The sequence below is a fragment of the Sphingomonas faeni genome, from assembly GCF_023195535.1.
GTDB lineage: Bacteria > Pseudomonadota > Alphaproteobacteria > Sphingomonadales > Sphingomonadaceae > Sphingomonas > Sphingomonas faeni_B.
In genome coordinates this window covers 167,176-191,840 of the sequence record NZ_JALPNF010000001.1, presented here as the reverse complement: position 1 = coordinate 191,840, position 24,665 = coordinate 167,176, and the positions used below count along the sequence as shown (strand labels likewise).

The window sequence follows — 24,665 nt, the reverse complement described above, 5'->3', positions numbered from 1 at the left end:
GGCGATGCGGCCTATCGCTTCAGCGTTGGCGACCTGCCGCTGACGTATCGGACGGGGCCACCGATACGACGCCCTTCGGCGCTGCGCTCAATCGCCGGATGAGGTCGGTTTCAGCCTGCCGGTACGGCGTGCCGTCGTTCCGGAACACCTCGTGGAACCAGATCGTCGGCTCGGCCAGCACGTACGGTTTCTGCCAGCTGTCCCAGGGGAGCCGCGTCTGCGTCTTCCCGTCGACGAACCCCCAGTTGATCATGCCGACATTGTAGCGCTTGCCGATCGGCAGCGACCCGTCGAAGGTCGAGCCGTTGCCGCGCGCCATATACTCGGTGCAGATGATCGGGCGATTATAGGCGAGCAGCTGCTTGATCCGCCGCTCGAACGTCTCTGGCCAGCTATAGTCGTGGAACGTCACCACGTCCGACTGCGCGAGCTGGAGCTTTTCCATCGGCGACGTCTTGCCGCCCGGTGCCCAGTCCTCGCCGATCCACACCCCCGAGGTCAGCGGCTGCGACGGATCGGCGTCGCGCGCCCAGTCGAACACCTGCGCCAGCAGCGCGCGGACCAGCGGCTCCTTGCCCTCCTGCCCCTTATATTGGTCCGCGCCATTATCGGGCTCGTTCCAGACGTCCCAGCCGAGGATCCGGTCGTCTTTCGCAAACGCGCCGACCACGCCCTGCACATACGCCTTGTAGCCGGGATAGCGCGTACGATCGCGCAGGCCCGGCAGCCCCGGTCCCTGCACCCAGCCGGAATTATGCACGCCGGGGATCGGTGGATGCTGTGGCCCGAGTTTCGGATCCGGATCCCAGCAACTGTCGAACAGCACAAACAACGGCTTGATCTTGTGCGCCTTGGCCATCGCCAGGAACGCGTCGATCCGCTGCTTGAAGCCTTCCGGATCCTGCTGCCAGAGCTGGTCGTGGAGGAACACGCGCATCGTGTTCATGCCGATGCCCTGTGCAAGGCCGAGTTCGTAGTCGATCCGTTTCGGATCCCAGGTTGCCGCCTGCCACATTTCGAGCTGGTTGATCGCGGTGGCGGGCGCATAATTCGCGCCGACCAACCACGGTTGCGCAGCGTACCAGCTTTTCGCCTGCGCCTCCGTCCAGCGCCCGCGGGCATCGGCAGGACTGGCGACGAACACCGCGGTGGCGAGCAAGGCAAGGTATAGCGGCTTTGCAGCAGTTGCGGTCCTCGCGGTCCGAGGCTCTGGTATCGACCACGCGGGCGACCGCGCCAAATTGCCATCCTTCACGGGCGTTCCTCTCCTGTTCAACGGTTTCGCCGCGCGCCGTATCGACGCTACGCAGCGGCCTCACCGCGGTGCTGTTTCCGCATCCTCGACAACTCTAGCGGGCCAGGCATCGGATCAACAAGACCCCGCGAGGAATCCATCGCTCTTGTCCTACAAAAAGGATTGCTTGCGCGGTTTGATCGTTTTAGCGTGGCGGCAAGTCGTATGGAAAACCAGCGACACTGAGGGGGAGAGAGACATGAACGCGAAAGCACGCCTTTGCGCATCCGTGGCCGCCGTGGCGATCGCCACGGCGGCGCCGGCAACCGCACAGACTTCCAGCACTACTCAGGTCAAAGCCGGCGGCCAGGATCTGCCCAAGCCGACAACGGCGTCGGACCAGAATGCCAACCCCGCCGCACCACAGCCGTCGGTCCAGGAAAGCCCGACCGAGGGCGGTGACGAGATCGTCGTGACCGGCCTTCGTCGCAGCCTCCAGTCGGCGCAGGCGATCAAGCGCAATTCCGACGGCATCGTCGATGCGATCGTCGCCGAGGACATCGGCAAGCTGCCGGACACGTTCGCGTCGTCCGCACTCGCGCGGGTGTCGGGCGTGCAGGTGACGCGTGGTGGCGGCGAGTCGGCGGGTGTCACGGTGCGCGGACTGCCCGATCTCAGCACGACCTATAACGGCCGCGAGATCTTCACCGCGGAAGGCCGCTTCGTCCAGATCCAGGATTTCCCCGCCGGCACGGTCGCCGCGCTCGAAGTCTATAAATCGGGCACCGCCAACCTGATCGAGGGCGGCATCGGCGGCCAGGTCAACGTTCGCGGTCGCCGGCCATTCGATTTCAACGGCTTCGAACTGTCGGGATCGTTGAACGGCGTGAACTGGCAGCAATCGGGCAAGATGTCGTGGAACGGCAACCTGCTCGTCAGCGACCGGTGGGACACCGGGATCGGCGAGATGGGCCTGCTGGTCAACGCCTCCTATGTCGGCATCAATTTCCTCGATGCCACGCGCGAGCAGTCGCTGGTGATAGGCACGACCAATTCCGCGAACACGCCGGATACCGCCGGTGGAGTCCGCTATCCGGACGCACAGTCGCTCTTCCTCGGCTATGGTCGACGCTGGCGGCCATCCGCCAACGCGGCGTTCCAGTGGAAGCCAACTGCCGAACTCGAAATCTATGTCGACGGCCTGTACCAGGGCTATCGCGGACGCGACTCAAACCGGTTCATGTTCGTCCCGATCTTCGGCGGTGCCGACTTCCAGCTGACGAACCTGACCACGCGTCCCGGCAACGCCAACGTGGCGCAAAGCGCGACCGTCACGGGCGCCAATGCGCCCGACGGCTATTATGGGTCGGCCAACGGCACGACCAACACCTATCAGGCGGGTGGCGGCGCGATCTGGAAGCATGACAATCTGCAGATCTCGGGCGACGTGGCCTATACCGACAGCAGCTACACGTTCGACCTGATCAACATCGACTATACGTTCCGCAGTTCGCCGATGCGCAACGTCGTGTTCGAAGCCCCCGGTACCGATGGCGGCCCGACGCTGAACCTGGGCGACTTCAACCTGACCGACCCGGCCAACTATCTCAGCCGCGGCTTCTTCCAGGAATATACCAAGGTCGGCGGCAAGGACATCCAGTCGCGCGTCGACGTCCAGTACGATTTCGGCGACGGGCTGTTGAAGCGGTTGCAGTTCGGCGTCCGCTACAATGATCGCGACGCCAACCGCGATCGCGGCGCGCCGTACATCTTCAACTTGCCCGCGCAACTGCCGATCACCGCGCTGCCGGTCAGCACGGAATCCACGCTCGCCGGGTTCGGCTACAACAACACCTTCCCCATCCGCACCTTCACCGCGATCCCGTCGAGCAGCATCCGCGACAATCTCGTAGCGCTGCGAAGCTTCTACGGGGCGCCGGCAGGACGACCGGAATTCAACCCGTCGGAGAATTTCCGCGCGAACGAAAAGGCGCTGGCCGCCTATGCCCAGGTTAAATACGGCTTCGATATCGGTAGCGTCGTCGTCGACGGCGTCGTCGGCTTGCGGGCGATCCGCACGAAGAACCGCATCAGCGGCTTCCTGCGCGACGAACAGACGCCCGGAAATTTCGTCATAACGCCGATCACCGCGACGAACGAATACACCGACTACCTGCCCAACGTCAGCGCGCGTGTCGCCGCCACCGACGAGTTACAGCTTCGGCTAGCCTATACGCAAACGCGGACCCGGCCGAACTTCTTCGATCTCAATCCGGCGCTGACCGTCGGATCGCCGCCGACGATCGATCCGAACAATCCGCCGAACCCGAACGACCCCAACAGCAACGTGCGCAACATCACCGCCGGCAACCCGAACCTGTCGCCGCTGACGTCGAACAATTACGACGCGAGCCTCGAATGGTATTTCTCGCGGAGCGGTTCGCTGACCGGCGCGATCTTCCGTCGCGATGCGCAGGGCTTTATCTCGAACACGACGGTCTTCACCACCGACCCCACTTATGGCCGCGTACGCTTCACGCAGCCCGAGAATACCGGCGCGACGCGGTTCCAGGGCGTCGAAGTCGGCTTTACGAGCTTTCTCGACATCGACGGCCTTCCCAATTGGGCAAAGGGCTTCGGCCTCCAGGCCAACGGTACCTATGTCGACTCCAAGGGCGATCTCGCCTCGACGCTCGCAACGTCGCCCAACGTCGCCGGCCAGCAGCAGCGCTTCAACGGTGTCTCGAAATGGACCTATAATCTGGTCGGGCTGTACGAGCGCCCGTTCTTCTCGGCGCGCGTCGCGTATAATTTCCGCTCGGACTTCGTACAATATTACAGCCAGGAGCCGCTCGACGTCGACGTCAACGGCGCGCAACGCACCGGCGGGGTCATCGAGAAAGCGCGTGGACAACTCGATCTGTCGGCAACGGTCACGCCAGTGCCGAGCGTGACGCTGGCATTCGACATCGTCAACGTGCTGGGCAATCCGATCCGACGCTATCGTGAATTCAACGACGCCGGCGACCAGTTCGCACGCCAGATCTTCTACCTCGAACGCACCTATTCGCTCGGCGTACGGTTCCGGTTCTGACCTGATACAGCGATCATGGGAGATCTATACATGCAGCGTGCGGATTTCGGGCGGATTGGCCTCACGACCGCGGTTCTCGACGCGGTGCTGGTGCTCGGAGTCCGGGCAGCCAGCGCAATGACGTGGCGTCGGGCACCGTGGATCGCGAGCGCGATCGGGGTCGCACTGGTTACGGCGGCAGCCGCGACCGCGCGCAACCCGGTGTTCCAAGGCGCCGACCCGCACGCGATGATGATCGACGACGAGATGTGGATCTTTCCGACCGGCGGTCCGGGTGGAAGCTGGGCCGCGGACCGGTTCGGTGCGTTCTCGTCGCGTGATCTCCAGACCTGGACCAGCCGTGGCGAGATCCTGCGCCGCGATCAGATCCGCTGGATCGGCGACGACGGTGCGAAGGCGCATTTCCTGTGGGCGCCGGGCGTCGCGACGCGCGACGGCAAATGGTATCTTTATTATTCGGTCGGGCCGCAAAACCCGACCCCGAGCCGGATCGGCGTCGCCGTCGCGGACGCACCGCAGGGCCCCTACCGCGACAGCGGCCGGCCTTTGGTGACCGGCGGGCGGCAGGCGAACGGCCAGTTCGAGGCGATCGATCCGATGGTCTTCGTCGATCCGCGGTCCGGCAAAGCCTATCTCTACGCCGGCGGCAGCGCGGGCGCGAGGCTGCGTGTCTGGGAACTCGGTCGCGACATGGTCAGTCTTGCGCGCGAAGTCCCGGTCGACCAGCCCGCCAATTTCACCGAGGGCGCGTTCATGCACGAGCGCGACGGCGTCTATTACCTGTCTTACAGCCACGGCCATTGGGACCGGCCCGATTACTCGGTCCATTATGCGACGGCCCGCTCGCCGATCGGTCCGTGGCGCTACCGCGGAGCGATCCTTAAGAGCGACGCGACCCATCAGGGACCGGGCCACCACAGCTTCGTCCGCACCAACAAAGGCGATTGGCTCATCATTTACCACCGCTGGGACCAGCCCTCTGGTACCGGACCACTGAAGGGCGAGCGCCAGGTGGCGATCGACCGTGTTGGCTATGGCACCGACGGCGCGATACGGCCTGTCGCCATGACCGACGGCACCGACGCGCCGACCTTCTCGTCGGTCGGATCACCGGTGCCGGGCATGGCCAAAGCGTCGCCCAAGCCGGACGCGGGCTAGCGTCTTCGTCCGGAGCGGCCGCGCCGGGCACTATTGGTGCAATCACTCGCGGCCGTGCGACCGCTGCTGATCCTTCGGTGGCGCGGCGCACCGTCTCAGAACGAGACCATGATCGAGCCATAGCCGTAATTGACGTCCCGAGGGTCGGGTGCGTTCGGTGCGTCGCGGAAGAAGCGCCCCTTGAACAGCCTTGCATAGCCAAGGTCCAGCGCGACGATCTTCGGAACGAGGTCGTATTCCAGCTGGGCCTGCACCTGCTGCCCCGCACTGCGTCCGGCGCGCCCGGTTTCGTCCCGAACGTCGCTGTTGCTGAACCGGTCTACAGCGCTCGCCAGCCGGAGCAGCCGATAGTCGCTCATCAGCGACAGTCGCTTGGTCGGCGATGCCTTCACGCGGAAACCCGGGGAGACGAGGTTCGAGCGATCGGCGGCACCGAACAGCTCGGTCGGGCCGAATTCGAAACGGCGGGCTCCGTAAAGCGTATCGAAGCGCCCGATCCGCCCCTCGCGGCGGTTGCCGGTATAATAATCGAGAAACGCGGACACCTGCGGCTGCCAGCGACCACCGAACCGATAGCCGATATCGCCATGCGCGCCATAGGCCTCGACCGGCAGTACCGGCTTGCCGCTGTCGGGGCTTCCATCGCGGGCACGGCCGAACTGCGCCATGCCCTCGATCTCGAACTCGACGCCGCGCTCAGGTGTGTTGAACACGCGCACGCCGGGCGTGAACAGGCGGCGATCGCTGCGATCGGCCTGGCTTTCGCCGCGTTCGATCAGGCCGTAAGCGTAGGTTTCCAGCCTGACGCCGCGGCCCACAGGAACCCGGCTGAACGCGCCGAACAATTGCAGGTCGGTATTCTCCCGGTCCCATTGCGGGCTGTTGCGACGAATGGCGCGCGCGCCGGTCGGCAGCCGCACGGTCGGCATCGTCCAGAAGGCGACGAACTGGCGGTCGTCGTCGCCTTCGCGGATCAGCCGCACGCCGGTGAACGATGTGACCGATGTGCGAAACCCCTGCCGCGCGACCAGTCGCTCGGAGCCGATCTGCATCGTCATCCGCCCGGCCTTGATATGGCTGTTGCTACCCGCACCGAACGCTTCGCCCAAATCGCCGCGCAGATAATATTGCGAGAATTCGAGCGCGTTGACGATGTCGGTGCCGACCGACGAGTTGCGTCGCTGGAAATAGGCGCGGGCGTCGTGGAACTCCGCGCCGATCCGAACCGGTCCGGTGTCATACTCCGCAAAAATCGTTGTCCGCAGCGCCAGCACCTGATCGCGGTTGACGGCATCTTCGCGATATTGGCCGTCGATCGCCTCGAACCGGGCGCGGACGCTTCCCGAAAGATGCAAGGCGTCGGGCGCGCCGATCGCCGCGTGGAGAGGCCCATCGTCCGTGATCTGCCCCTGCGCGCTGCCGGCGCCCAGAATACCGATCAGGCCGATCAGATACCCGGATCGTCCCAACGCCGATCGTCGGCCGTCCACCCTTCGGACTGCCGGGCTCCTCGCCCTCCCCATCCTCGCACCGTCTTCCAAATGGTCGACCTCCCCGCGCGCATCGATTCCCGGCGCATCATTCCGCCCCGCAGGAGTCGAGCAATCGACACCGACAACCCGCAAAGCGCGATAAAGAGCCAGCGATGCGTCATTCCCCTTTTTGAAATCCCGGAAATGGAGCTGACGGTCGTGCGGGGATAAGGCATAACGACAAGGGCTGACCGCGATGCCAAGTCTGGCTAACGGATGTGCATGACGGTGTGATTGTCGGGATGATCGTCGGGCGAACGACGCCCAGGAGCGCGCATTGGAGAACCGGTTGGAACACGATGCCTGGTGGCAGACCTACCTGGACCAGTGGACGGCGCTCCCGTTCCATGACCTGATCGCGGCTGTCGCGATCCTGAGCATGGCGCTGCTGCTGGGAATCGTCGCGGCGCGTCTTGCCTGTCGATATCTCCTGCCCGCCCTCGCGCCACGGCATGCCGACGTGATCGCGCCGCGACTGATGGCGATTTCCCGCGCCGGCGTGACGGCGCTGGTCCTGACGGCGTTTCTCGGCGTCCGTGGTCTGAACCCGAGCGCGGATCTTCTCCTGGCCGGAGGTCTCGGCATCGCCGTCGCCGTGCTGGCCTATGAGTTCGGCCGGGCGCTTGGCCTGCAAAGCCGACCCGCATCGCTGATCGCCGCCACCTTGTTCCTCATTGTGCTGGCAAGCCGGCTGGGCGGCCTGACCCCGTTGATCGCGGGACTGGACCGCGCCAGCATGGGGGTCGGCAGCCGCCGCATCTCGCTGCTCGACATCGTCAACGCGGTCGGCTTGTCGCTCCTGCTGTTCCTCGCCGCGCGCGCGCTGCTCGGGCTGATCCTGCGCTGGATCGGACAGGCCCGGCTGCTCGACGCGGCGCAACGCGTGCTGTTCCAGAAACTCGCCCAGATCGCGGTCGTCACCGTCGCGATCTTCGTCGGCATCGACCTTCTTGGCATCGATCTCACCGCGCTGGCCGTGTTCTCCGGGGCGTTCGGGCTCGCGATCGGTTTCGGGTTGCAGAAGACGCTCGGCAACCTGATCGCGGGGCTCATCCTGCTGCTCGACCGATCGATCAAGCCCGGCGACGTCATCGCGGTCGGCGATACCTTCGGCTGGGTCAACAAGATCGGTGTCCGCGCGGTCTCGGTGCTGACCCGTGACGGCAAGGAGCATCTGATCCCGAACGAACGGCTGATGACCGACGAGGTCGAGAACTGGTCCTTCTCGAGCCGGGACGTCAGGGTGCATGTCGGGTTTCGGGTGTCGTTCGATTGCGACCTGAGGCTGGCGCAACGGCTCGCCGTCGAGGCCGCGTCGGTCTCGCCGCGCGTGCTGACCGAACCGGCGCCCGTGTGCTGGATCAAGGAATTCGGGGACAACGGCGTCGAGTTCGACCTGCGGATCTGGATCGACAGTCCCGAGGCCGGGGTCGGCAACGTCACCAGCGACGTGTTCTTCCGCATCTGGGATCTGTTCAAGGAGCACGGCGTCACGATCCCGGTGCCGCAGCGCGATCTGCGCTTTCATTCTCCGCCAAGCGGAAAAATAGCCCCCTCGGCCGAACCACACCGATAATCACCGGGGGCGCTTCGCGGCTCCTGCGGCGGCTCAGCCGTCTCGACCACCACAGTTCGGCAAGGCCTCCGTGCTACCCGTCCGAGACCGAACGCTAGTAGGCCAACTCACCCTGTAGGTGACCCGAAACCCGTCATGATCCGACAATCGAGGGCTGCCGGCCGAGCCGTCAAAGACCGCTTCGACGCGGATCGGAGTCATGGCGACGGTGGAACCGCTTTCGAAGAGCTGGAGATCCTGCGTATCCATCCAGGGCTCGTCGCCATCCCATGATATGCGCGTATCGCACGGCAGCGGGTTGGCCGTGCACCATTCCTGCACGATCTCGAACGGCTCCGTCACATTCCGGAATCGTTCGAACCGGATGGCCGAATCCTTCATGTTGAAGTCGCCCCCGAGGATCGTCGGGACATCCTGGTCGCCAACCGCGGCGATGAAGGCGCCCAGTTCGTCGACCTGCAGCCGATGCGCGCGGGCATGACGCCTGGGCGACACGCGCGAGGAGCGCTGCGAGTTGAGGTGCGTGTTGAACAGGTTGATCGCGCCGGGAACGCCCGGGATCGCTACGCGCGCGTACAACGCACCCTTGTTGCTGAGGCAGTCCAAGCCAGCGCACCGCCGGCGGCCGAACGGCTCCGATCGCGTCTCGAGAATCGGATGCCGGCTCAGGATGGCCAGGCCCGAGCCGACCATGTGCAGGCCGAGCTCGCCCTTCTTCCACCGATACGGTCCCCCCATGCGATCCGCGCCCGGCAGGCTCTTCCGCTGGGTGCGTGACGGTCCGAAAACCATGTTGGGATAGCCGATGCCCGTAACCGCGCGCACCGCAGCCTTACTGAACATTTCCTGCACCATGACGACATCCGGCGAGTCACCCCGCGCATCCATCTGCCTGAGCGCGGCGCGTATCTGCTCGAGCGCCGGACCACGCTTCCCGCGTGCGGGCCAACCCAACCCCTCGATATTGAAGGTCAGGACATCGAATGTCGTGCTGGCGCTGGTGCCGTCCGTCGATACCGACACCGGCTCCCGCGAAGACGGCAAGCATTTTTGCATCTGCGCCGGCGGCAATGTCGCACAGCCGGTCGAGCCCGCAAGCAGGCCGATTACCGCCAGATGTTTCAACTGAAGACGACGAGGGACGCGGAGCACATCCCGGCCAACGACCGGCACCGGATTTCGCTCCCGTCGAGCGCTATCACCCAAGTCGCAAGCGATCCTCGAGGATCAACCGTTCGTGCGCCAGCGCCGCCTGGCCGATCAAGGTGTTGAACAAGACGCCCCGGTCGGCCCTGATCGGGTCACGACCATCGGGACGTGCGAACGCCACGACCGCCAAAGTGCCGAGCGATGTGCGCAAAGGTTCGAGGCGCCATTCCGCGGAAGCCACCGCGGTCGTGCCCCGCCCCGCCGCTTCGCCCCGTTCCCAGCACCATTCGAGCGCTGCCTGATCGATCGGTCCCCACACCAACGGCTCGATCGTCGCGCCGACCCGCTCCAGCTTGCCGCCGTTTTCGCGAAAGACCGCCACCTCGGCTTTCAACACGGCGGCAAACTCTTCGCAGATCGCGCCGGCGGTTTCCTCCCAGTCCGCCGCGCGGGCGAGGACCTGCGAGAACGTCGCGATCCTGGCATTCTCCTTCGCGCTACGGTCGCTGAGCGCAACCCGGTCCCGGAGCGCTTGGGTGACGAGGCTCGTATAGACTGCAACCGCCAGCAGCGCAGCCAGCGTGACCACCATGACCGGCGCCGCCGGCTCGAGATGAAACCGTGGCTGGAGCAGGAAAAAATCAAAACCGAGCACCGACGCCGCCGTTGCAGTCAGGGCCGGGGCCAATCCGAAGCGTGCGGCGGCGGCAATCACTGGAAACAGGAACAACAGGTTCAACGGTCGTCCGCCGAGTAGCATGCTGGCCAGTTCGGCAAGGCCAAGCGTGATCGCCACGAGACCCAGCGCCCAGAGATGCTGCCGCAAGTCGGATTTGGGCTTTGGGGCAGCGTCCGGCACATCGGCGCTCTTCGTCGCCAGGTCCGCAGCGGGAGCGATGTGGAGGGTAAGCGCTGGAAATCGCTTTTGGACCGACGCCATCACCGATCGCCGGCGCCAGCGATCGGGACGCGCCGCAGACGGGGTTCCGATCACCAGGTGGTTGGCAGGCATGGTCGTCAGATGCGCGACCAGGCCGCCGACGACATCATCGTCGGGTTCGTTGCTGACCGTGGCACCATAACGAACCGCAAACGACAATGCGTCTGCCGCCCGTCGTGCAACCGCTGGATCGCGGGCCGACTTGGGCGTCTCGATAAATACGGCATGCCAACTCGCGTCCAGCGCGGTCGCCAGATCGGCTGCGATCTCCACCACCCGCTGTCCGCTCCCCGATCCGCTGACCGCAGCCAGGATACGGGTCTCGGGAATTTTCTCGACTTCGGGGACGGCGGTTCGCGCGTTCGGACCAGTCTCTTCGTAACCGCTCATGCGGCAGCGGACTTCGCGACGATCATCGGCGTCACGTCCGGCTCGCCGATGCCCAGGTCGCGATCGTGTCCTGCGTCGAAGGGTTCTCGATTCCGACATCGTCGAGGCTCACGGCAACGAGACAAATCGGACGTTGCTCCTTGCCGGCGGGCTGACGGCACCGAACCGTCGATCCATCGGGGAAACGCGCCACGCGACCGCGAAGCCGGACCCGCAGTCCCTGATCGATCTTCAGATCGTTCTCGCCGATCCGACGGACGCTTTCATAAGGCTTGCCGCCCCGCCGGGCGTTTTTCGAGCCCTCTTCGGTGAAAACCTGCGCGAGCCCCAGCGTCTGACCGGGGAGCGTCACGGCGTCGATGCCGAGCGGAGCGGTCGTGGGCGAACCAGCTTCACACGTGCCTCGCGACGACCACGGTCTCGCAATCCAGAAGCCCTCGATAGCCTCTTCGCTTGCGGCCGGGGGCGTGGTGCCGGCACTATCCGATGACGGCTTGCCCAGCCATTCGCCCGGATCGAACACCGCCGGTGCCACGGAAATCCTGAGCGACGAAGATTCGGAATCATACCGCCATCTGAAAGGCTCACGGCTGTTTTCAGCCGCCGGGCCATCGCAACCGAACGGCAGGTCGACATCGAATTGCGCGCCCTCCGCGGCGCCGACGCGATCGGGCATCTTTGCGCCCGAAGACGTCGCATCCGCAGCGGCGTTGGCGATCTCGATGATATCGGCGCGCGAAAGCACGCGGGCGACAGGCGCCTTGGGCGCGACCACGGGTGCTGAAACTGGCGCCGGTGCTGGGGTTACGGCTGGCAGCGGAGGAGACGGCGCGGTGCTGCGCCCGAGCAGGAATCCGCCGCCGCCCAACAAGATGATCGCGGCGGCCGAGCCGGCGACGACAAGGCGACTGGTGCGGGGGGATGGCTCGTGCATCAGCGAACTGTAGCAAAATTCTCGCGATGCTCCATACCGCGTGGCATGAGAGTCCGAATGGGAAGCGCCGTGTTCTGGTTGCCGATGAGGCGTTTATGACACTCGACCAGATCGTTACACTGCTCGTGCTGGGTTGCGTGGTGGCCGCGCTGATCTGGGACAAGATTCGTGCCGACGTCGTCGCGCTTGCAGGGGCAGCCGTCTTGCTGATGACCGGCGTGGTTCGCCCGGTTGATGTCCAGGGCGCCTTCGCCAGCCCAGCGATCATCGCGCTCGCCTCGCTCTTCGTCATTTCCTATGCCCTCGAACTGTCCGGACTGCTCGATCGCGCGATCGAGGCCACCGTCGCAATGTGCCGCCGCCTCGGCGCGACGGGGGTCTGGCTGTTGCTGGGGATCGCGGGGCTATTCTCCAGCGTGTTGAACAGCACCCCGATCGTCGTGCTGACCGCCCCCGTCGTGAAGGACGTCGCCGCCAGCTTGCAGCTATCGGCCAAGCGCTATCTGATGCCGTTGTCGTACATCACGATCCTCGGCGGGTGCTGCACGTTGCTCGGAACGTCGACCAACCTGCTCGTCGACGACATGGCGCGCATTGCCGGGCAAAGCCGCTTCGGCATCTTCGAGATCACGCCCGTAGGCTTGCCCGTCGCCCTGGTCGGCGGTCTCTATCTGCTGCTGTTCAGCGGCAAGTTGATGGGGACGCGGATGCTCGATCCCGATGATGGGCGTCCGGATACGACGATCGACGCTGCTGGCGGACAGGTGGGCGATGCCGAAGTGTTCGCCGAACGCCGTCCGTTTCAGCCGGCCAAGGCCGCCATCGCGCTGGCGACGTTCGTGGGGGCGATCCTGCTGGCCGCGCTCAACGTCGCGCCGATCGCCGCGACGGCGTTCGCGGGCGCGGTGTTGTTGATCCTCTTGCGCGTCATCTCGGCCGATCAGGCTTATGGCGGCCTTCGCCCGCAGATCCTGATCCTGATCGCCGGGATGGTCGTGCTGGGGATCGCGATGGCGCAAAGCGGGTTGGCCAGCGCCGCCACGACGACGCTGATATCGTCGCTCGAAGGGGTCAGTCCGCTGACCGCCCTCATCGTGCTTTACGGCCTGACGATGGTGCTGACCGAACTGCTGTCGAACGCGACCGTCGCGGTCCTGGTGACGCCGGTCGCGGTAGCGCTGGCGGAAAGCCTCGGGGTCAGCCCCCGTCCCTTCCTGGTCGTGGTCATGATCGCCGGCAGCGCCTCGTTCGCGACCCCGTTCGGCTACCAGACCAACGTCATAGTCTATCAGCTCGGACGCTATCGCTACACCGACTTCCTGCGTGTCGGGCTCCCGCTCAACCTGATCACCGCGATCGTCGCGATCACCACTACGCGCATCTTTTTCCCGTTCTGATGCTTCGATCCAACAGCAGCGGAGGATCGACGCCGTAATCACCTCCGCCAGCTGTCGATCGCCCTAACGGACACGCTCCGGCCTCGCGGGCTGCATCGCGGACAACGTGAAGCTGTCGATGTCGAAAGACCCGCGGCTTGCCGCCGGCGCGTAGCAGAACAGCGCGAATTGCTCGCCCTGGAACGTGCCCGTCCGCCACGCGAATGCCAGCGGGAAATCGCCGCCGAGGCCAGTCCAACGCCGCCCGTCCACGCTATATGCGACGCGCGCACGATCGGTCGTAAAGTCCATGTCGGTCCGCAACCACAACGCCTCGGCCGGCGGGAGCGGCGCGGTGGCGCGAACCGCGGTCCGAGGACCGGCGACCGTGTCCTCGGTCACCTCCATCGCCAGCGTCGCCTTGCCCCCCGCCGCGCCCTGCACCGTCAAGTTCCCGCTGAACTGCCCGAACGTGCCGAACCCGCAGCGATCGCCCGGTGCGAGATGGCGGATGTCGAGCTTCACCTCGCCCCGGCTCGCAGGCCCCTGCCCCTTCTGCACCAGCGTATTGCGCGCACTCCAGAACCCGGCTGCAACCGTCGGTTTCAACCGCAACCATCCCGGCCGTTCTGTCAGCGACCAGCGCGAAGGCTCCGGATTGTGGTTCCACTGCCACTGCAACCCGAGCATCGGCTTCCCGAAATCATCCGACCTCGCCGGCTCCGCAAACGGCGATCCCAAGATCGGTTTCACGCTGCGCCGCGGCACGCGACCGGGTGCCCCGCGTGTGCCCCATACCGGCCAGTCGTCCTGCCAGAACACCGGGCTGAGGTTCGTCATCCGCCCGATCGCGCCGCTATCCTCCATCACGAAGCCGAACCACCGACCGTCCGGCAGGTCGACCAGCGCGCCCTGATGCCCGCCGGTCTTGTCGTCGATCTGGTCGCGCGTCTCCCACGGCCCGAACAGGCTGCGCGACCGCGAGACGCTGAGCGCCAACCGCGGCGGCAGCGCGTTGAACATGTAATAATACGCACCACGCCGGATGATCTTCGACCCCTCCGCGCCCTTGATGTAATGCACCTTCTGCGACGCGGTGACATGCGCGAGCGCCTTGTCGAGCGTCAGCAGCGTGATCGTCCCGTCCGCGGTACTCGCGGTCGCCAGATACGCGCGCCCGTCCGGCTCGATGAACAGCCCCGGATCGAACGCCTCGCGCTCCAGTTCGTAAAAGCGCCACGGCCCGCGCACGTCCTTCGCGTACCAGATCCGCGTCTTCTGCCCGACCGGCGTGTTGGCCAGATAATAGGTGCCCGCGTGATAGCGTAAGGAGGAGGCGTAGAGCCCGTGCCGGTACGCGTTGCCGCCCTTCAGATCATATTCGGGCTTGCCCTCCAGCCGATCGACGAGGTGCGAGGCGAGCGTCCAGTTCACCAGATCGCGGCTATGCAGGATCGTGATCCCAGGCGTGTTCGCGAACGTCGTGGTCGCGAAGTAATAGTCGCTGCCGACGCGGATGATGTCGGGGTCAGGATAATCCGCGAACAGCACCGGATTGCGGAACGTCCCATCGCCCTGATCCGATCGCCACACCTGCGCCGATGCTACCGTCGGCATCAGCCCCAGTGCGATTGCCAACCCGACCCTCACTCGCCGAACGCCAGCGTGCGCGAAAAGAACGGCATCATCTTGTCCTGCACGCGCCCCGCGACGCCGCTGGTGTGATCGCCCGGATACACCTCGAAGCTGTTCGCGATCCCGTAGCGATCCAGCGCTTCGTGAAGCTTGCCGGCATCGTCCTTCAGCCCATCGCGGTCGCCGACGTCGATCCCGATCGCCGCGTAACGCCGCATATTGCCGACATATTGGTCGAGCATCGCCAGCGGCGCATTGGCAGCCCAGCGCGCCAGCACGTCGGGCTGCGGCACGCCGTCCTTGACCGGCAGATCGAGATACAGCGGCGGTGCCTTGGGATTCGGCGACCACGCCGCCGCGGTCGCGAGTTGCGCGCGCTGCCCCCATGACAAGGTCGCGCTGTCCGCCGGCGAGCGCAGCCCGCGGATCGCCGTCTCGGTCGCCGCATCGGGCGTGCCGAGCGCGCGTGTCGAGAGGCAGCACGGGCTCATCATGTAGAGCGCGCCGAACACGTCCGCGTGCTTCATGCCGATCCGCGCGGTACCGTAACCGCCCATCGAATGGCCCGCGAGGCCGCGACTGCGACGGTCCGCGATCGTCCGGTAATGGCCGTCGATATAGCCGACCAGATCATGCGCGACGAACGTCTCGAAGTCCCCGACCGTCACCGAACTCGAATAGAACGACCCGTTATGCGCGGTCTTGCTGTCGGGCAGCACGACGATCATCTCGCGAGCACCCTTGGCGAACGCGCCCTCGATCGTCTGCGGTACATGGATCTCGCCGATCCACTGTTCGACGCCGATCGAATAGCCGTGGAGGGCATAGACCACCGGATAGCGCTGCTTCGGGTTGGAGCGATAGCTCGGCGGCAGGACCACCAGCACGGCCCGGTCCGGACTTTCGCCTTCCAGATTGCCTTCGATCGCGGGCGAGTGGACGGTAATCCGCTCGATCGTCACCGGGCGCGCACCGGCGACGGGCGGCGGTGCCGGCGTCTTGACCTGCGCCGATGCGGGATCGATCGACAGCATCGCCAACGCGGTACCGATTGCGACGAAAACTCTGTTCACGGACATCCCCTTTGTTTGTTCATGCGCGCGTCAGATCGCTACCGCGCAGCCTGACCGCCTTGCCCGGTGTCAGCACGATCTCGACGCGCCGCGTGCCCAGGCGGATCACGCGGCGTCCCGATAGCTCGCCACGGACCTCCGCCATGACCAGTTCGCCGCCCCGCCACTTCACGTCGACCGTGCACCGGCCGCGGGCGCGCAATCCGCTCACCGATCCAGTCGGCCATGCACGCGGCAGTGCCGGCAGCAGGAGTATCTCGTCGCCGCGGCTCTGCATCAGCATCTCGGCGATCGCGCGCGTGCCGCCGAAATTACCGTCGATCTGGAAGGGCGGATGCGCGTCGAACAAATTGGGATAGGTCCGCTCGGGCCCCAGCAGGAAGGCGAGGATACGGTGCGCGTGGTCGCCGTCGCGCAGCCGCGCCCACAGGTTCGCACGCCACGCCGTCGCCCAGCCGGTCGACTCGTCACCGCGCAGTTCGAGCGAACGCCGCGCCGCCTGAGCCATTGCGGGCGTCCGGTCGAGATCGATCTGGTCGCTCGGGAACAGCCCGTAGAGATGCGATACGTGGCGGTGGTGCGGCTCTGGCGCGGCCCCGTCCCAGTCGCGCTGCCACTCCTGAAGCTGCCCCTGCGCACCGATATGATCGGGTGCGAGGCGCGCCCGTGCCGCCGCTACCTGGGCTGCAAACGGGGCATCGATCGCCAGCAAAGCCGCCGCCCGCCCCACCTGATCGAACAGATCGCGGAGGATCTGCATGTCCATCGCCGGCCCCGCGCAGATCGAGGCCCCCGCCGGATGGATGTTCTCGGGCGACAGCGACGGGTTGGTCACCAGCGCGCCGGTCGCAGGATCGGTCTGGAGCGTATCGAGGAAGAACAACGCCGCCCCGCGCATCAGCGGATAGACCGAGCGCAGATAGGCGAGGTCGCGCCCGTAATCGTAGGGATCCCACAGATGCGTGCACAACCACGCGCCGCCGGTCGGCCACAGCCCCCACTCCGCCCCGTCGATCGGCGCGGTCGCACGCCACAGGTCGGTATTATGATGACACACCCAGCCCCGCGCGCCGTACATTTTCTGCGCGGTGCGTTCGCCGGTGATCGCCAGTTCGCGCACCATCCGGACCAGCGGCTCGGTACATTCGGCGAGCGCGGTGACCTCCGCCGGCCAGTAGTTCATCTCGGTATTGATATTGACCGTGTATTTGGACTCCCAGGGCGGCTTGATCTGGTCGTTCCAGATGCCCTGGAGATTGGCGGGCTGGCTGCCGGGCCGCGACGACGCGATCAGCAGATAGCGGCCATAGTCGAAATACAGCGCGGCGAGCGCCGGGTCGGCGGTGGCATCGTTCGCGCGGATACGCTCGTCGGTCGGGCGGTCAGCGATAGCCGTCCGCCCGAGATCCAGCGTTACGCGACGGAACAGCGTTCGATGCGCCGCGATCATCTCGGTGCGGATACGGTCGATCCCGCGAGCTTGCGCCCGATCAAGCGTGGCGAGCGTCGCAGTTTCGGGATCGCCGCTCACGTCATCGAAACGACGATAGCTCGTCGCCATCGCGATCGACACGGTAACCGATCGCGCACCGCGGACGTGCAGACGGTCGCGATCGGCGACGATCGTCCCGCCGGCGGTCGACACCCGCGCGCGGGCCGCGAACCTCAATCGCCCCGCGATACCTGCGCGCTCGCCGTTACGCCCGGTCAGCGTCAACACCGCCCCGCTCGCCGAGACGACCGCGCCGGGATGCGGCGACGTCAGGCCGATGCGGACATCGAAGGGGCGATCCGCGGTGACCTGTACGACGATCACCTGATCGCCCGGTGCGGCGAACACCTCACGGTGGAACCGCGTGCCGCCTGCGATGAAGCTGGTCGTGGCGATCGCCGTGTCGAGATCGAGGTCGCGCCGATACGCCGCGATCGCGCCGATCCCCGGCATGTCGAGCAGCAGGTCGCCGACCGGCTGATACGCCATCTGCGTTCTTGGCACGCCCATCAGCTTGGCGTTCGCCAGAGCCTGCGCCTCGGCGAACTTGCCGGCATCGATCAACCGTCGCACTTCCGGAAGCGTATCCCGCGCCGCCGGGTTGACCGGATCATAGGGCCCGCCCGTCCACAGCGTGTCTTCGTTGAGCTGCAACCGCTCGCGCGTGGTGCCGCCGAACACCATCGCCCCGAGCCGCCCATTGCCCACCGGCAACGCCTCGGTCCAGGCGACGGCCGGTTGGCGATACCACAGCCGCGCGTCCTTCCCCGCCGCCGCCTTCCCTGCTGTCGCCCATGCAGGCGCAGGCAAGGTAAGGGCAGCGACGCTCGCCGCGGCACCCTCGATCAGATCGCGCCGCGACGGATCGCTAGGCACAGGTCAGCCCAGACCGAGCATGAAGACGCACGTCGCAGGATGCGCTCCAGGCGGCGGTATGGGGCCGCATGATCGCCGCGTATTCCCGGCATCGCCGTCGGGATGTGCCGATAGGCGCGCGATCGTCCGCGGGCATCATCAACCTCGCCTCGGTGGCGATCGATGCAAGCAGCGTATCACGAAGATCGCCGATCATCCCGGTCATCCTCTTCTCCCAGGGACTGCTGATAGGCGGTATTCGACCTTGCCGACAATCGGCTCCGCCGGCCGCTCTTGCGTCCTTGTCGGAGTGATAATGTGATACCGCTATCAAGTCGAGTAATTCTCCATGCCCGCCTTTCATCGAGGCATTCGATACAGTGACTGGCGCGGCCCGCTGTTAGCGCTATAGTTGGCGGAAATGTGACTCGGATTGACCGTTGCACAACGACTTGGGGAGGATCTGCCAGTGACGGTAAGACCGGCATTCTGCGTAATAGCGACCTTGCTCGCCACCGTGGCACCCGTAATCGCTCAGACAAAGCCGTCGAGCAAAGCACCGGCGCTGACGCTGAATGCGGCCGGCTATTACGAAGCGCCCGCCGCCAACGTGCTCGTCTTCTCCAACTGGTATGACGGGCTGTTCGCCGATTCGAAGATCAGCGGCGTCGAGATCATCCAGCAGGGCGAGCGCATCGCGACCAATGGCGATGTCCGCCTCTCCGCCACCCCCGGCCAGTGGGACGCGATCGGTCGTCTGGTAGACCGCAAGGTCGACGCGGCAACCGGCGCGATCACGGTGACGCTCGAATATCCCGACTATAAATGGCAGTACCGGGTGCGATCGGAAAAGCGCGGCGGGGCGGTCGCCGTCTCGGTGATCCTCGACCAGCCGGTACCAGCCGCGCTTGCCGGCAAGGCCGGGTTCAACCTGGAATTCCTCCCCACCGCCTATTTCCATCACAGCTATATGGCGGACGACGCCACCGGCACTTTCCCGATCTATCCCGCCGACGCGATGGTCGCGACGCCGGACCGCAACGCGGCGAGCGGCCGTGCCGAAGGGCCCGGCGCCGAGCCGACCGCGATCGCCAAGGGCACTCGCTTCGTGCTCGCGCCGGAGGATCCTGCCCGGCGCGTGACGATACGGTCCACCGCCGAGGTGCAGCTGTTCGACGGTCGCAACCAGGCGCAGAACGGCTGGTTCGTGCTCCGGTCGCTCCTGCCCGCTGGACGCACCGGCACGGTCCTCGAATGGACGATCCAGCCGAACAGCGTACCCGGTTGGCTGCGTCCTCCGGTGATCGCGCATTCGCAGCTCGGCTACACGCCGGATGCGCGGAAGGTCGCGACGATCGAACTCGACCGCAACGATCGTCGAACGCTGCCCGCGCGCCTGCTCCGCGTCGGAGCAGACGGCAGCATGACGCCGATCCGCACCGCGCCGGCCAAGCGCTGGGGCGAGTATTTGCGCTACACCTATCTTCAGCTCGATTTCAGCGCGGTCCGGCAGCCCGGCACCTATGTGCTCGAATATGGTGCGACCCGCACCGCGCCGTTCCGGATCGCCGCCGACGCCTATGCGGGCGCGTGGCATCCCACGCTCGACGTGTATTTTCCGGTCGCGATGGATCATATGTTCGTCAACGAAGGCTACCGGGTCTGGCACGGCGACGCGCACCGCGACGATGCGCGCCAGGCACCCGTGAACCACGAGCATATCGATCTTTACGCGCAGGGGCCGACTACCGACACGAAGTTCAAGCCGGGCGAGCACATTCCCGGCCTAGCGGTCGGCGGATGGTTCGACGCGGGTGACTACGACATCCGCACCCAGTCGCAATATCAGGTGATCCGGTCACTGATCGACAGCTGGGAGCGCTGGCATCCGACGCGGGACACCACCGCGATCGACTGGACGCGGCGCAAGACCGAGATGCACGTCCCCGATGGCACGCCCGATCTCGTCCAGCAGATCCGCCACGGCACGCTGCAACTGATCGCGCAGTTCGACGCGGTCGGCCATGCGATCCACGGCATCGTCGAGCCCGACGTCGCGCAATATACCCATCTCGGCGACGCATCGACCAAAACCGATGGGCTGGTCTACGATCCGGCGCTGAAGCTCGGCGAGGAAAAGGGCGGACGCAGCGGTACGCCCGACGATCGCTGGGCCTTTACGACCAAGGCGTCCGCGCTCAACTACGGCTCGATCGCGGGGCTCGCCGCGGCCTCGCGCGCGCTGGCCGACGTCGACCCTGCCCTGTCGAAAAAGGCGCTCGATATCGCGACGCGGACCTGGGCCGAGGAACAGTCGCACGCGCCCGATATGTACCAGCACGGCAACACGACCGGTGGGCCGCTGGAGGCCGAGCAATTCTCCGCCGCCGTCGAACTGCTGCGGTCCACCCGCGACCCGCGCTATGCCGCCGCCGTCCAGTCGCTATGGCCGGCAATGGAAAAACGCTTCGCCTTCACGCTGCGGGACGCGGTGGCCGCGATCCCGTTCATGCCGCCCGCCTACCGCGACGGCATGGTCCCGGCAGTCCGCGCCTACGCGGCCGCAACGGCTGCGGCGGCGAAGGCCAACCCGTTCGGCGTGCCGATCACTACCGGCGGCTGGGCGGGCAGCGGCACCGTGTTGGGGACCGCACTCAATGCCTATGCGCTGCACACGGCGTTTCCCGAGATCATGCCCGCCGACGCGGTGTTCCGCGGGCTGGAATTCCTGGTCGGGCATCACCCCGCGTCCGACATATCGTTCGTATCGGGCGTCGGCACCGTGTCGAAGGAAGTCGCCTACGGCAACAACCGCGCGGACTTCTCCTTCATCGCCGGCGGCGTCGTGCCGGGCGTGCTGATCGTCAAGCCGGACCTGCCCGAGAACCACGAGGATTGGCCGTTCTTCTGGGGTGAGAACGAATACGTCATTCCCGAGGGCGCGATGTGGATCGAACTCGCGCTCGCCGCGCAGGATCTCGCCAATCGCTCCGCCAGCGCAAAGCCGACCGCAACCGTGCGCGGGGGCGCCGTTCGATGAGGACCATCATGAAACTTCAAACGCTTGCCCTGTTGCTCTCGGGCGCTGCCCTCGCATCGCCCGCCGCTGCCAGCGATGCGCCGCGGTTCAGCCGCTTCAGCTATGACGGCCACGCCCAGGAAAAGGTGACGGTCGGGCCGAACCAATACCGCAACCCGATCCTGTCCGGCTATTATCCCGATCCTTCGGTGACGCGGGTCGGCGACGACTATTACCTCGTCCTGTCGTCGTTCGCGCATTATCCGGGCCTGCCGATCTTCCGGTCGAAGGACCTGGTGAACTGGACGCAGATCGGCAATGCGATCGACCGGCCCGAACAGCTCGACTTCACAGGCATGCGGACGTCGCAGGCGGTGTTCGCGCCCGACATCTCGTATCACGACGGCGTGTTCTACATCGTCAACACGTGTGTGGAGTGCAAAGGCAATTTCGTCATCACCGCGAAGGACCCGGCGGGGCCGTGGTCGAACCCGATATGGCTACCCTTCGAAGGCATCGACCCGTCGATCTACTGGGAAGGCGACAAGGCCTATATCGTCAACAACCGCGCGCCCGCCGAGCCGCCGCGCTATGACGGCCACCGCGCGATCTGGATCCAGGAATATGACTGGCGCGCAGGCAAGATGGTCGGCGACAGCACGCAGCTGATCAACGGCGGCGTCGACATCTCCAAGAAGCCGGTCTGGATCGAGGGCCCGCACATTTTCCGCAAGGACGGCTATTATTACCTGACCGCGGCCGAGGGCGGCACGAGCGTCAACCATTCGCAGGTCGTGCTGCGATCCAAGTCTCTACGCGGGCCGTTCGTGCCGTACGCCGACAATCCGATCCTGACCCAGCGCGATCTCGACCCTGCCCGCCCCAATCCGATCACCTCGGCGGGCCACGCCACGCTGGTGCAGACGCAGCATGGCGACTGGTATGCGACCTTCCTGGGCGTCCGTCCGTACGAGGGCGACTATTACAATATCGGCCGCGAGACGTTCCTCCTGCCGGTCACGTGGAAAGACGGATGGCCGATCATCCTGCCCAAGAGACAACCGATACCGTTCGTCGGGACGAAGCCGCGGCTGCCCGCGGGCACACCCGGCCCGTTGCCGACCAGCGGCGACTTCGGCTATGTCGACAACTTCGACGGCAGCACGCTGGCGATGCAGTGGGTCGGCGTACGAACGCCGAAGACGCCGTTCTACCGGCTCGACGGCGGCGATCTCGTGCTGGACCGCGGCGGACGGATTGGCGATCTGTCGCGTGTACCGTCATTCGTCGGACGCCGGCAGCACCATCATGTGGCGACAATGTCGACCACCGTCCGTTTCGCACCCGACACCGACGGCGATCGCGCGGGTCTGGTGGCTATGCAAAGCGATGCGAACTATCTCTTCTTCGGCATAACCCGGATCGCCGGAAAGCCCGTCGTCGCGCTCTACACCGCCGACAAGGGCAAGGAGCTGCTCGTGGCGTCCGCCCCTATTTCCGGTTCGGGCCCGATATCGCTAACGATCCGTGCGGACGGCGGTACGCTGGCGTTCGACTATACAAGTGCCGAGAGCAGACGCACGTTGATGCGCAACGTCGACGCAAAGTTTCTCAGCACCAAGACTGCGGGCGGCTTTGTCGGCACGCTGGTCGGTCCTTACGCCTGGTATCGGTAAACGGCCAGGCACGGACCGGTCCTCGGCATTACAGCGAGCCTGACTGCGAGTGTCAGGCTAGATCCTTCACCCGCTGGCGATCGGGAGTCCGCGCGGCAATGTCACGCCGTTTCGCCGGAAGCCCCCACCACGGCGTCCCTGGGAACAGATGATGCTCGTGGTGATAGCCGCCAAAATGAAAACAGGTCAGCAGCGACAATGCCGGACCGATGCTGACGCTGTGGGCGCGATGGGAATCGACGAAGGGTTCCGTCCGCTCCCGGTGCGGCAGCCAGGTACCGAACACGAACAACTGTGCGACCGCACCCAAGGCCGGCAGTGCCCAGAAGATGACGATGTTACCGAGCGGCGCGCCGAGCAACAGGGTATAGATCAGCGCCATCACGGTTATGCGCGCAATCTGTCCGTGAGAATAATAGGTACGGAAGAACTGCATGAACCAGCCCATGAGGCGCGGGTCCCCGCCGTGAAAGTCAGGGTCTCCCGCCGTTCCCGTCTCTTTGTGATGGAGGTGATGCTGCGGTAACAACGTCGCATAGGACAGGCAGGCGTACAGCGTCAGACACGTCGCACCGATCGCTCGGTTCAGCCTGGGATGACCCGGCGCCAGCGCACCGTGCATCGAGTCATGGGCAATGATGAACAACCCCGTGCTCAGCCATGTCTGGGCGAGGACCATCGCAATGGCGATCGGAACCGTGCTCAATGTCCAGTGCCAGAAAAAGATGCCGGTCACATGAATGCACAGCCACGCCACGACGATGGCGGCGGCCAGCGAGACGCTGATACGCATCTGCCGCTTCATGACATCTCGCCGATCACGAGCCGCTGCGCTCACTTGCTTGCGTCTAACGGTTGGGCGTTCGCCGCCCTGTTGAGGGGTGCGGTACGCCGTTGCGGATCGGCATTCGCCCGCAACTGCGCCTTCAGCACCGCAGGCTTGCGTGCAAACAGAAAGCCATGGCTGACCGTACCATCTTTGCCTTCGACGGCGTGATGCAACCGATGAGCCTGCAGGAGACGCTTGAAATACCCCTGCTTGGGCACCCAACGAAAGCCTCCGCGCTGATGGACGAGCATATCATGAACGAAGGCGTAGATCCCGCCATAGACGGTGATGCCCAGGGCCGCCCACCACAAGGGCTCCCACCAAAGCCCAACGATGAACAGGACGATCGGCACGATCGCGAAGACGACCGCATAAAGATCGTTCTTCTCGAACCAGCCTTCATGATCCTCGTGATGCGATTTGTGCCAGCCCCATCCCCAGCCGTGCATGATGTATCGGTGGGCGGCCCATGCGAAGCATTCCATGAAGAACACCATGAAGACGACGATCGCGAGTTTTTCGAACCACGCCATCAGACTGGGCCGGCGGGATTGATGACGAGCAGGCGGGGGGACTTCAACATAGCCCATATATAACGCTTACGACGAGGCGATGCGAGGGCGCCGGCGGACAATTTCGCTTCGGAGGCGTCCAAGGTTAACCCTGGTTGCGCAAGATTGGGGTCGCGCGATGCGAGGCCGAC

General features: G+C 65.4%; 17 protein-coding genes. 6 read left to right on the top strand and 11 right to left on the bottom strand.

What is annotated here, in order from left to right; all coding sequences use genetic code 11:
- Positions 1-19: 19 nt before the first annotated feature.
- Entirely contained in the window at positions 20-1,159 is a 1,140-nt protein-coding gene (locus SPHN_RS00775; RefSeq protein ID WP_248521431.1) for a cellulase family glycosylhydrolase, read from the bottom strand.
- Positions 1,160-1,493: 334 nt separating this feature from the next.
- Between SPHN_RS00775 and SPHN_RS00770 the strand changes: the two genes are divergently transcribed.
- Both SPHN_RS00770 and SPHN_RS00765 read left to right on the top strand, forming a co-directional pair.
- On the top strand, positions 1,494-4,328 hold the full coding sequence (locus SPHN_RS00770) for a TonB-dependent receptor (protein WP_248520583.1): 2,835 nt from the start codon (positions 1,494-1,496) through the stop codon (positions 4,326-4,328).
- A gap of 30 nt (positions 4,329-4,358) precedes the next feature.
- Complete coding sequence (locus tag SPHN_RS00765; RefSeq protein WP_248520582.1) at positions 4,359-5,486, top strand: family 43 glycosylhydrolase; 1,128 nt, start codon at positions 4,359-4,361, stop codon at positions 5,484-5,486.
- 95 nt (positions 5,487-5,581) lie between these two features.
- Here SPHN_RS00765 and SPHN_RS00760 read toward each other — a convergent pair whose 3' ends face one another.
- Entirely contained in the window at positions 5,582-6,976 is a 1,395-nt protein-coding gene (locus SPHN_RS00760; RefSeq protein WP_248520581.1) for an alginate export family protein, read from the bottom strand.
- Between the two features lie 319 nt (positions 6,977-7,295).
- On the opposite strand from SPHN_RS00760, the gene SPHN_RS00755 reads away from it, so the two are divergent.
- Positions 7,296-8,594: a mechanosensitive ion channel family protein gene (locus SPHN_RS00755; RefSeq protein WP_248520580.1), complete on the top strand. Its 1,299-nt coding sequence runs from the start codon at positions 7,296-7,298 to the stop codon at positions 8,592-8,594.
- A gap of 33 nt (positions 8,595-8,627) precedes the next feature.
- Here the strand turns inward: SPHN_RS00755 and SPHN_RS00750 are convergent, their stop codons facing one another.
- The 3 genes from SPHN_RS00750 to SPHN_RS00740 form a co-directional block, all read right to left on the bottom strand.
- Entirely contained in the window at positions 8,628-9,665 is a 1,038-nt protein-coding gene (locus SPHN_RS00750) for an endonuclease/exonuclease/phosphatase family protein (RefSeq protein ID WP_248520579.1), read from the bottom strand.
- 127 nt (positions 9,666-9,792) lie between these two features.
- Positions 9,793-11,073 (bottom strand): DUF4118 domain-containing protein, encoded by a 1,281-nt coding sequence (locus tag SPHN_RS00745; RefSeq protein ID WP_248520578.1) that lies wholly within the window; start codon positions 11,071-11,073, stop codon positions 9,793-9,795.
- Between the two features lie 31 nt (positions 11,074-11,104).
- Positions 11,105-12,007: a hypothetical protein gene (locus tag SPHN_RS00740; protein ID WP_248520577.1), complete on the bottom strand. Its 903-nt coding sequence runs from the start codon at positions 12,005-12,007 to the stop codon at positions 11,105-11,107.
- Between the two features lie 95 nt (positions 12,008-12,102).
- Here SPHN_RS00740 and SPHN_RS00735 point away from each other — a divergent pair, with 95 nt between their 5' ends.
- Positions 12,103-13,404: an SLC13 family permease gene (locus SPHN_RS00735; RefSeq protein ID WP_248520576.1), complete on the top strand. Its 1,302-nt coding sequence runs from the start codon at positions 12,103-12,105 to the stop codon at positions 13,402-13,404.
- A 63-nt stretch (positions 13,405-13,467) separates the two neighbouring features.
- Here SPHN_RS00735 and SPHN_RS00730 read toward each other — a convergent pair whose 3' ends face one another.
- From SPHN_RS00730 to SPHN_RS00715, 4 genes are read right to left on the bottom strand one after another with little or no spacing between them, the layout of a single operon-like run.
- Positions 13,468-15,021, bottom strand: coding sequence for a glycoside hydrolase family 43 protein (locus SPHN_RS00730; protein ID WP_248520575.1), 1,554 nt, complete (start codon positions 15,019-15,021; stop codon positions 13,468-13,470).
- Positions 15,022-15,029: 8 nt separating this feature from the next.
- Positions 15,030-16,052, bottom strand: coding sequence for an alpha/beta hydrolase (locus tag SPHN_RS00725; protein WP_248521430.1), 1,023 nt, complete (start codon positions 16,050-16,052; stop codon positions 15,030-15,032).
- A gap of 58 nt (positions 16,053-16,110) precedes the next feature.
- On the bottom strand, positions 16,111-18,459 hold the full coding sequence (locus SPHN_RS00720; RefSeq protein WP_248520574.1) for a glycoside hydrolase family 95 protein: 2,349 nt from the start codon (positions 18,457-18,459) through the stop codon (positions 16,111-16,113).
- Positions 18,452-18,664 carry a hypothetical protein gene (locus tag SPHN_RS00715; RefSeq protein ID WP_248520573.1) on the bottom strand — a complete coding sequence of 71 codons (213 nt, stop codon included), beginning with the start codon at positions 18,662-18,664 and terminating at the stop codon, positions 18,452-18,454. Before SPHN_RS00715 ends, SPHN_RS00720 begins: the two co-directional genes overlap by 8 nt.
- A gap of 243 nt (positions 18,665-18,907) precedes the next feature.
- On the opposite strand from SPHN_RS00715, the gene SPHN_RS00710 reads away from it, so the two are divergent.
- Complete coding sequence (locus SPHN_RS00710) at positions 18,908-21,478, top strand: glycoside hydrolase family 9 protein (protein WP_248520572.1); 2,571 nt, start codon at positions 18,908-18,910, stop codon at positions 21,476-21,478.
- Between the two features lie 8 nt (positions 21,479-21,486).
- The gene (locus tag SPHN_RS00705) at positions 21,487-23,133 is read left to right on the top strand and encodes a glycoside hydrolase family 43 protein (RefSeq protein WP_248520571.1); all 1,647 of its coding nucleotides are present in this window, start codon (positions 21,487-21,489) and stop codon (positions 23,131-23,133) included.
- A 52-nt stretch (positions 23,134-23,185) separates the two neighbouring features.
- On the opposite strand, the gene SPHN_RS00700 is transcribed toward SPHN_RS00705, so the two are convergent.
- Together SPHN_RS00700 and SPHN_RS00695 are read right to left on the bottom strand one after the other, a co-directional pair.
- Entirely contained in the window at positions 23,186-23,938 is a 753-nt protein-coding gene (locus SPHN_RS00700; RefSeq protein ID WP_248520570.1) for a fatty acid desaturase, read from the bottom strand.
- Positions 23,939-23,967: 29 nt separating this feature from the next.
- Positions 23,968-24,495, bottom strand: a complete 528-nt coding sequence (locus tag SPHN_RS00695; RefSeq protein WP_248520569.1) for a sterol desaturase family protein — start codon at positions 24,493-24,495, stop codon at positions 23,968-23,970.
- Positions 24,496-24,665 lie beyond the last annotated feature (170 nt).

Excerpts from the sequence above, each read along its gene's own strand:
- SPHN_RS00770 (WP_248520583.1), top strand. The coding sequence starts at position 1,494 with ATGAACGCGAAAGCACGCCTTTGCGCATCCGTGGCCGCCGTGGCGATC.
- SPHN_RS00765 (WP_248520582.1), top strand. The coding sequence starts at position 4,359 with ATGCAGCGTGCGGATTTCGGGCGGATTGGCCTCACGACCGCGGTTCTC.
- SPHN_RS00745 (WP_248520578.1), bottom strand. The coding sequence starts at position 11,073 with ATGAGCGGTTACGAAGAGACTGGTCCGAACGCGCGAACCGCCGTCCCC.
- SPHN_RS00740 (WP_248520577.1), bottom strand. The coding sequence starts at position 12,007 with ATGCACGAGCCATCCCCCCGCACCAGTCGCCTTGTCGTCGCCGGCTCG.
- SPHN_RS00735 (WP_248520576.1), top strand. The coding sequence starts at position 12,103 with ATGACACTCGACCAGATCGTTACACTGCTCGTGCTGGGTTGCGTGGTG.
- SPHN_RS00725 (WP_248521430.1), bottom strand. The coding sequence starts at position 16,052 with ATGCTGTCGATCGATCCCGCATCGGCGCAGGTCAAGACGCCGGCACCG.
- SPHN_RS00715 (WP_248520573.1), bottom strand. The coding sequence starts at position 18,664 with ATGACCGGGATGATCGGCGATCTTCGTGATACGCTGCTTGCATCGATC.
- SPHN_RS00705 (WP_248520571.1), top strand. The coding sequence starts at position 21,487 with ATGAAACTTCAAACGCTTGCCCTGTTGCTCTCGGGCGCTGCCCTCGCA.
- SPHN_RS00700 (WP_248520570.1), bottom strand. The coding sequence starts at position 23,938 with ATGAAGCGGCAGATGCGTATCAGCGTCTCGCTGGCCGCCGCCATCGTC.
- SPHN_RS00695 (WP_248520569.1), bottom strand. The coding sequence starts at position 24,495 with ATGGCGTGGTTCGAAAAACTCGCGATCGTCGTCTTCATGGTGTTCTTC.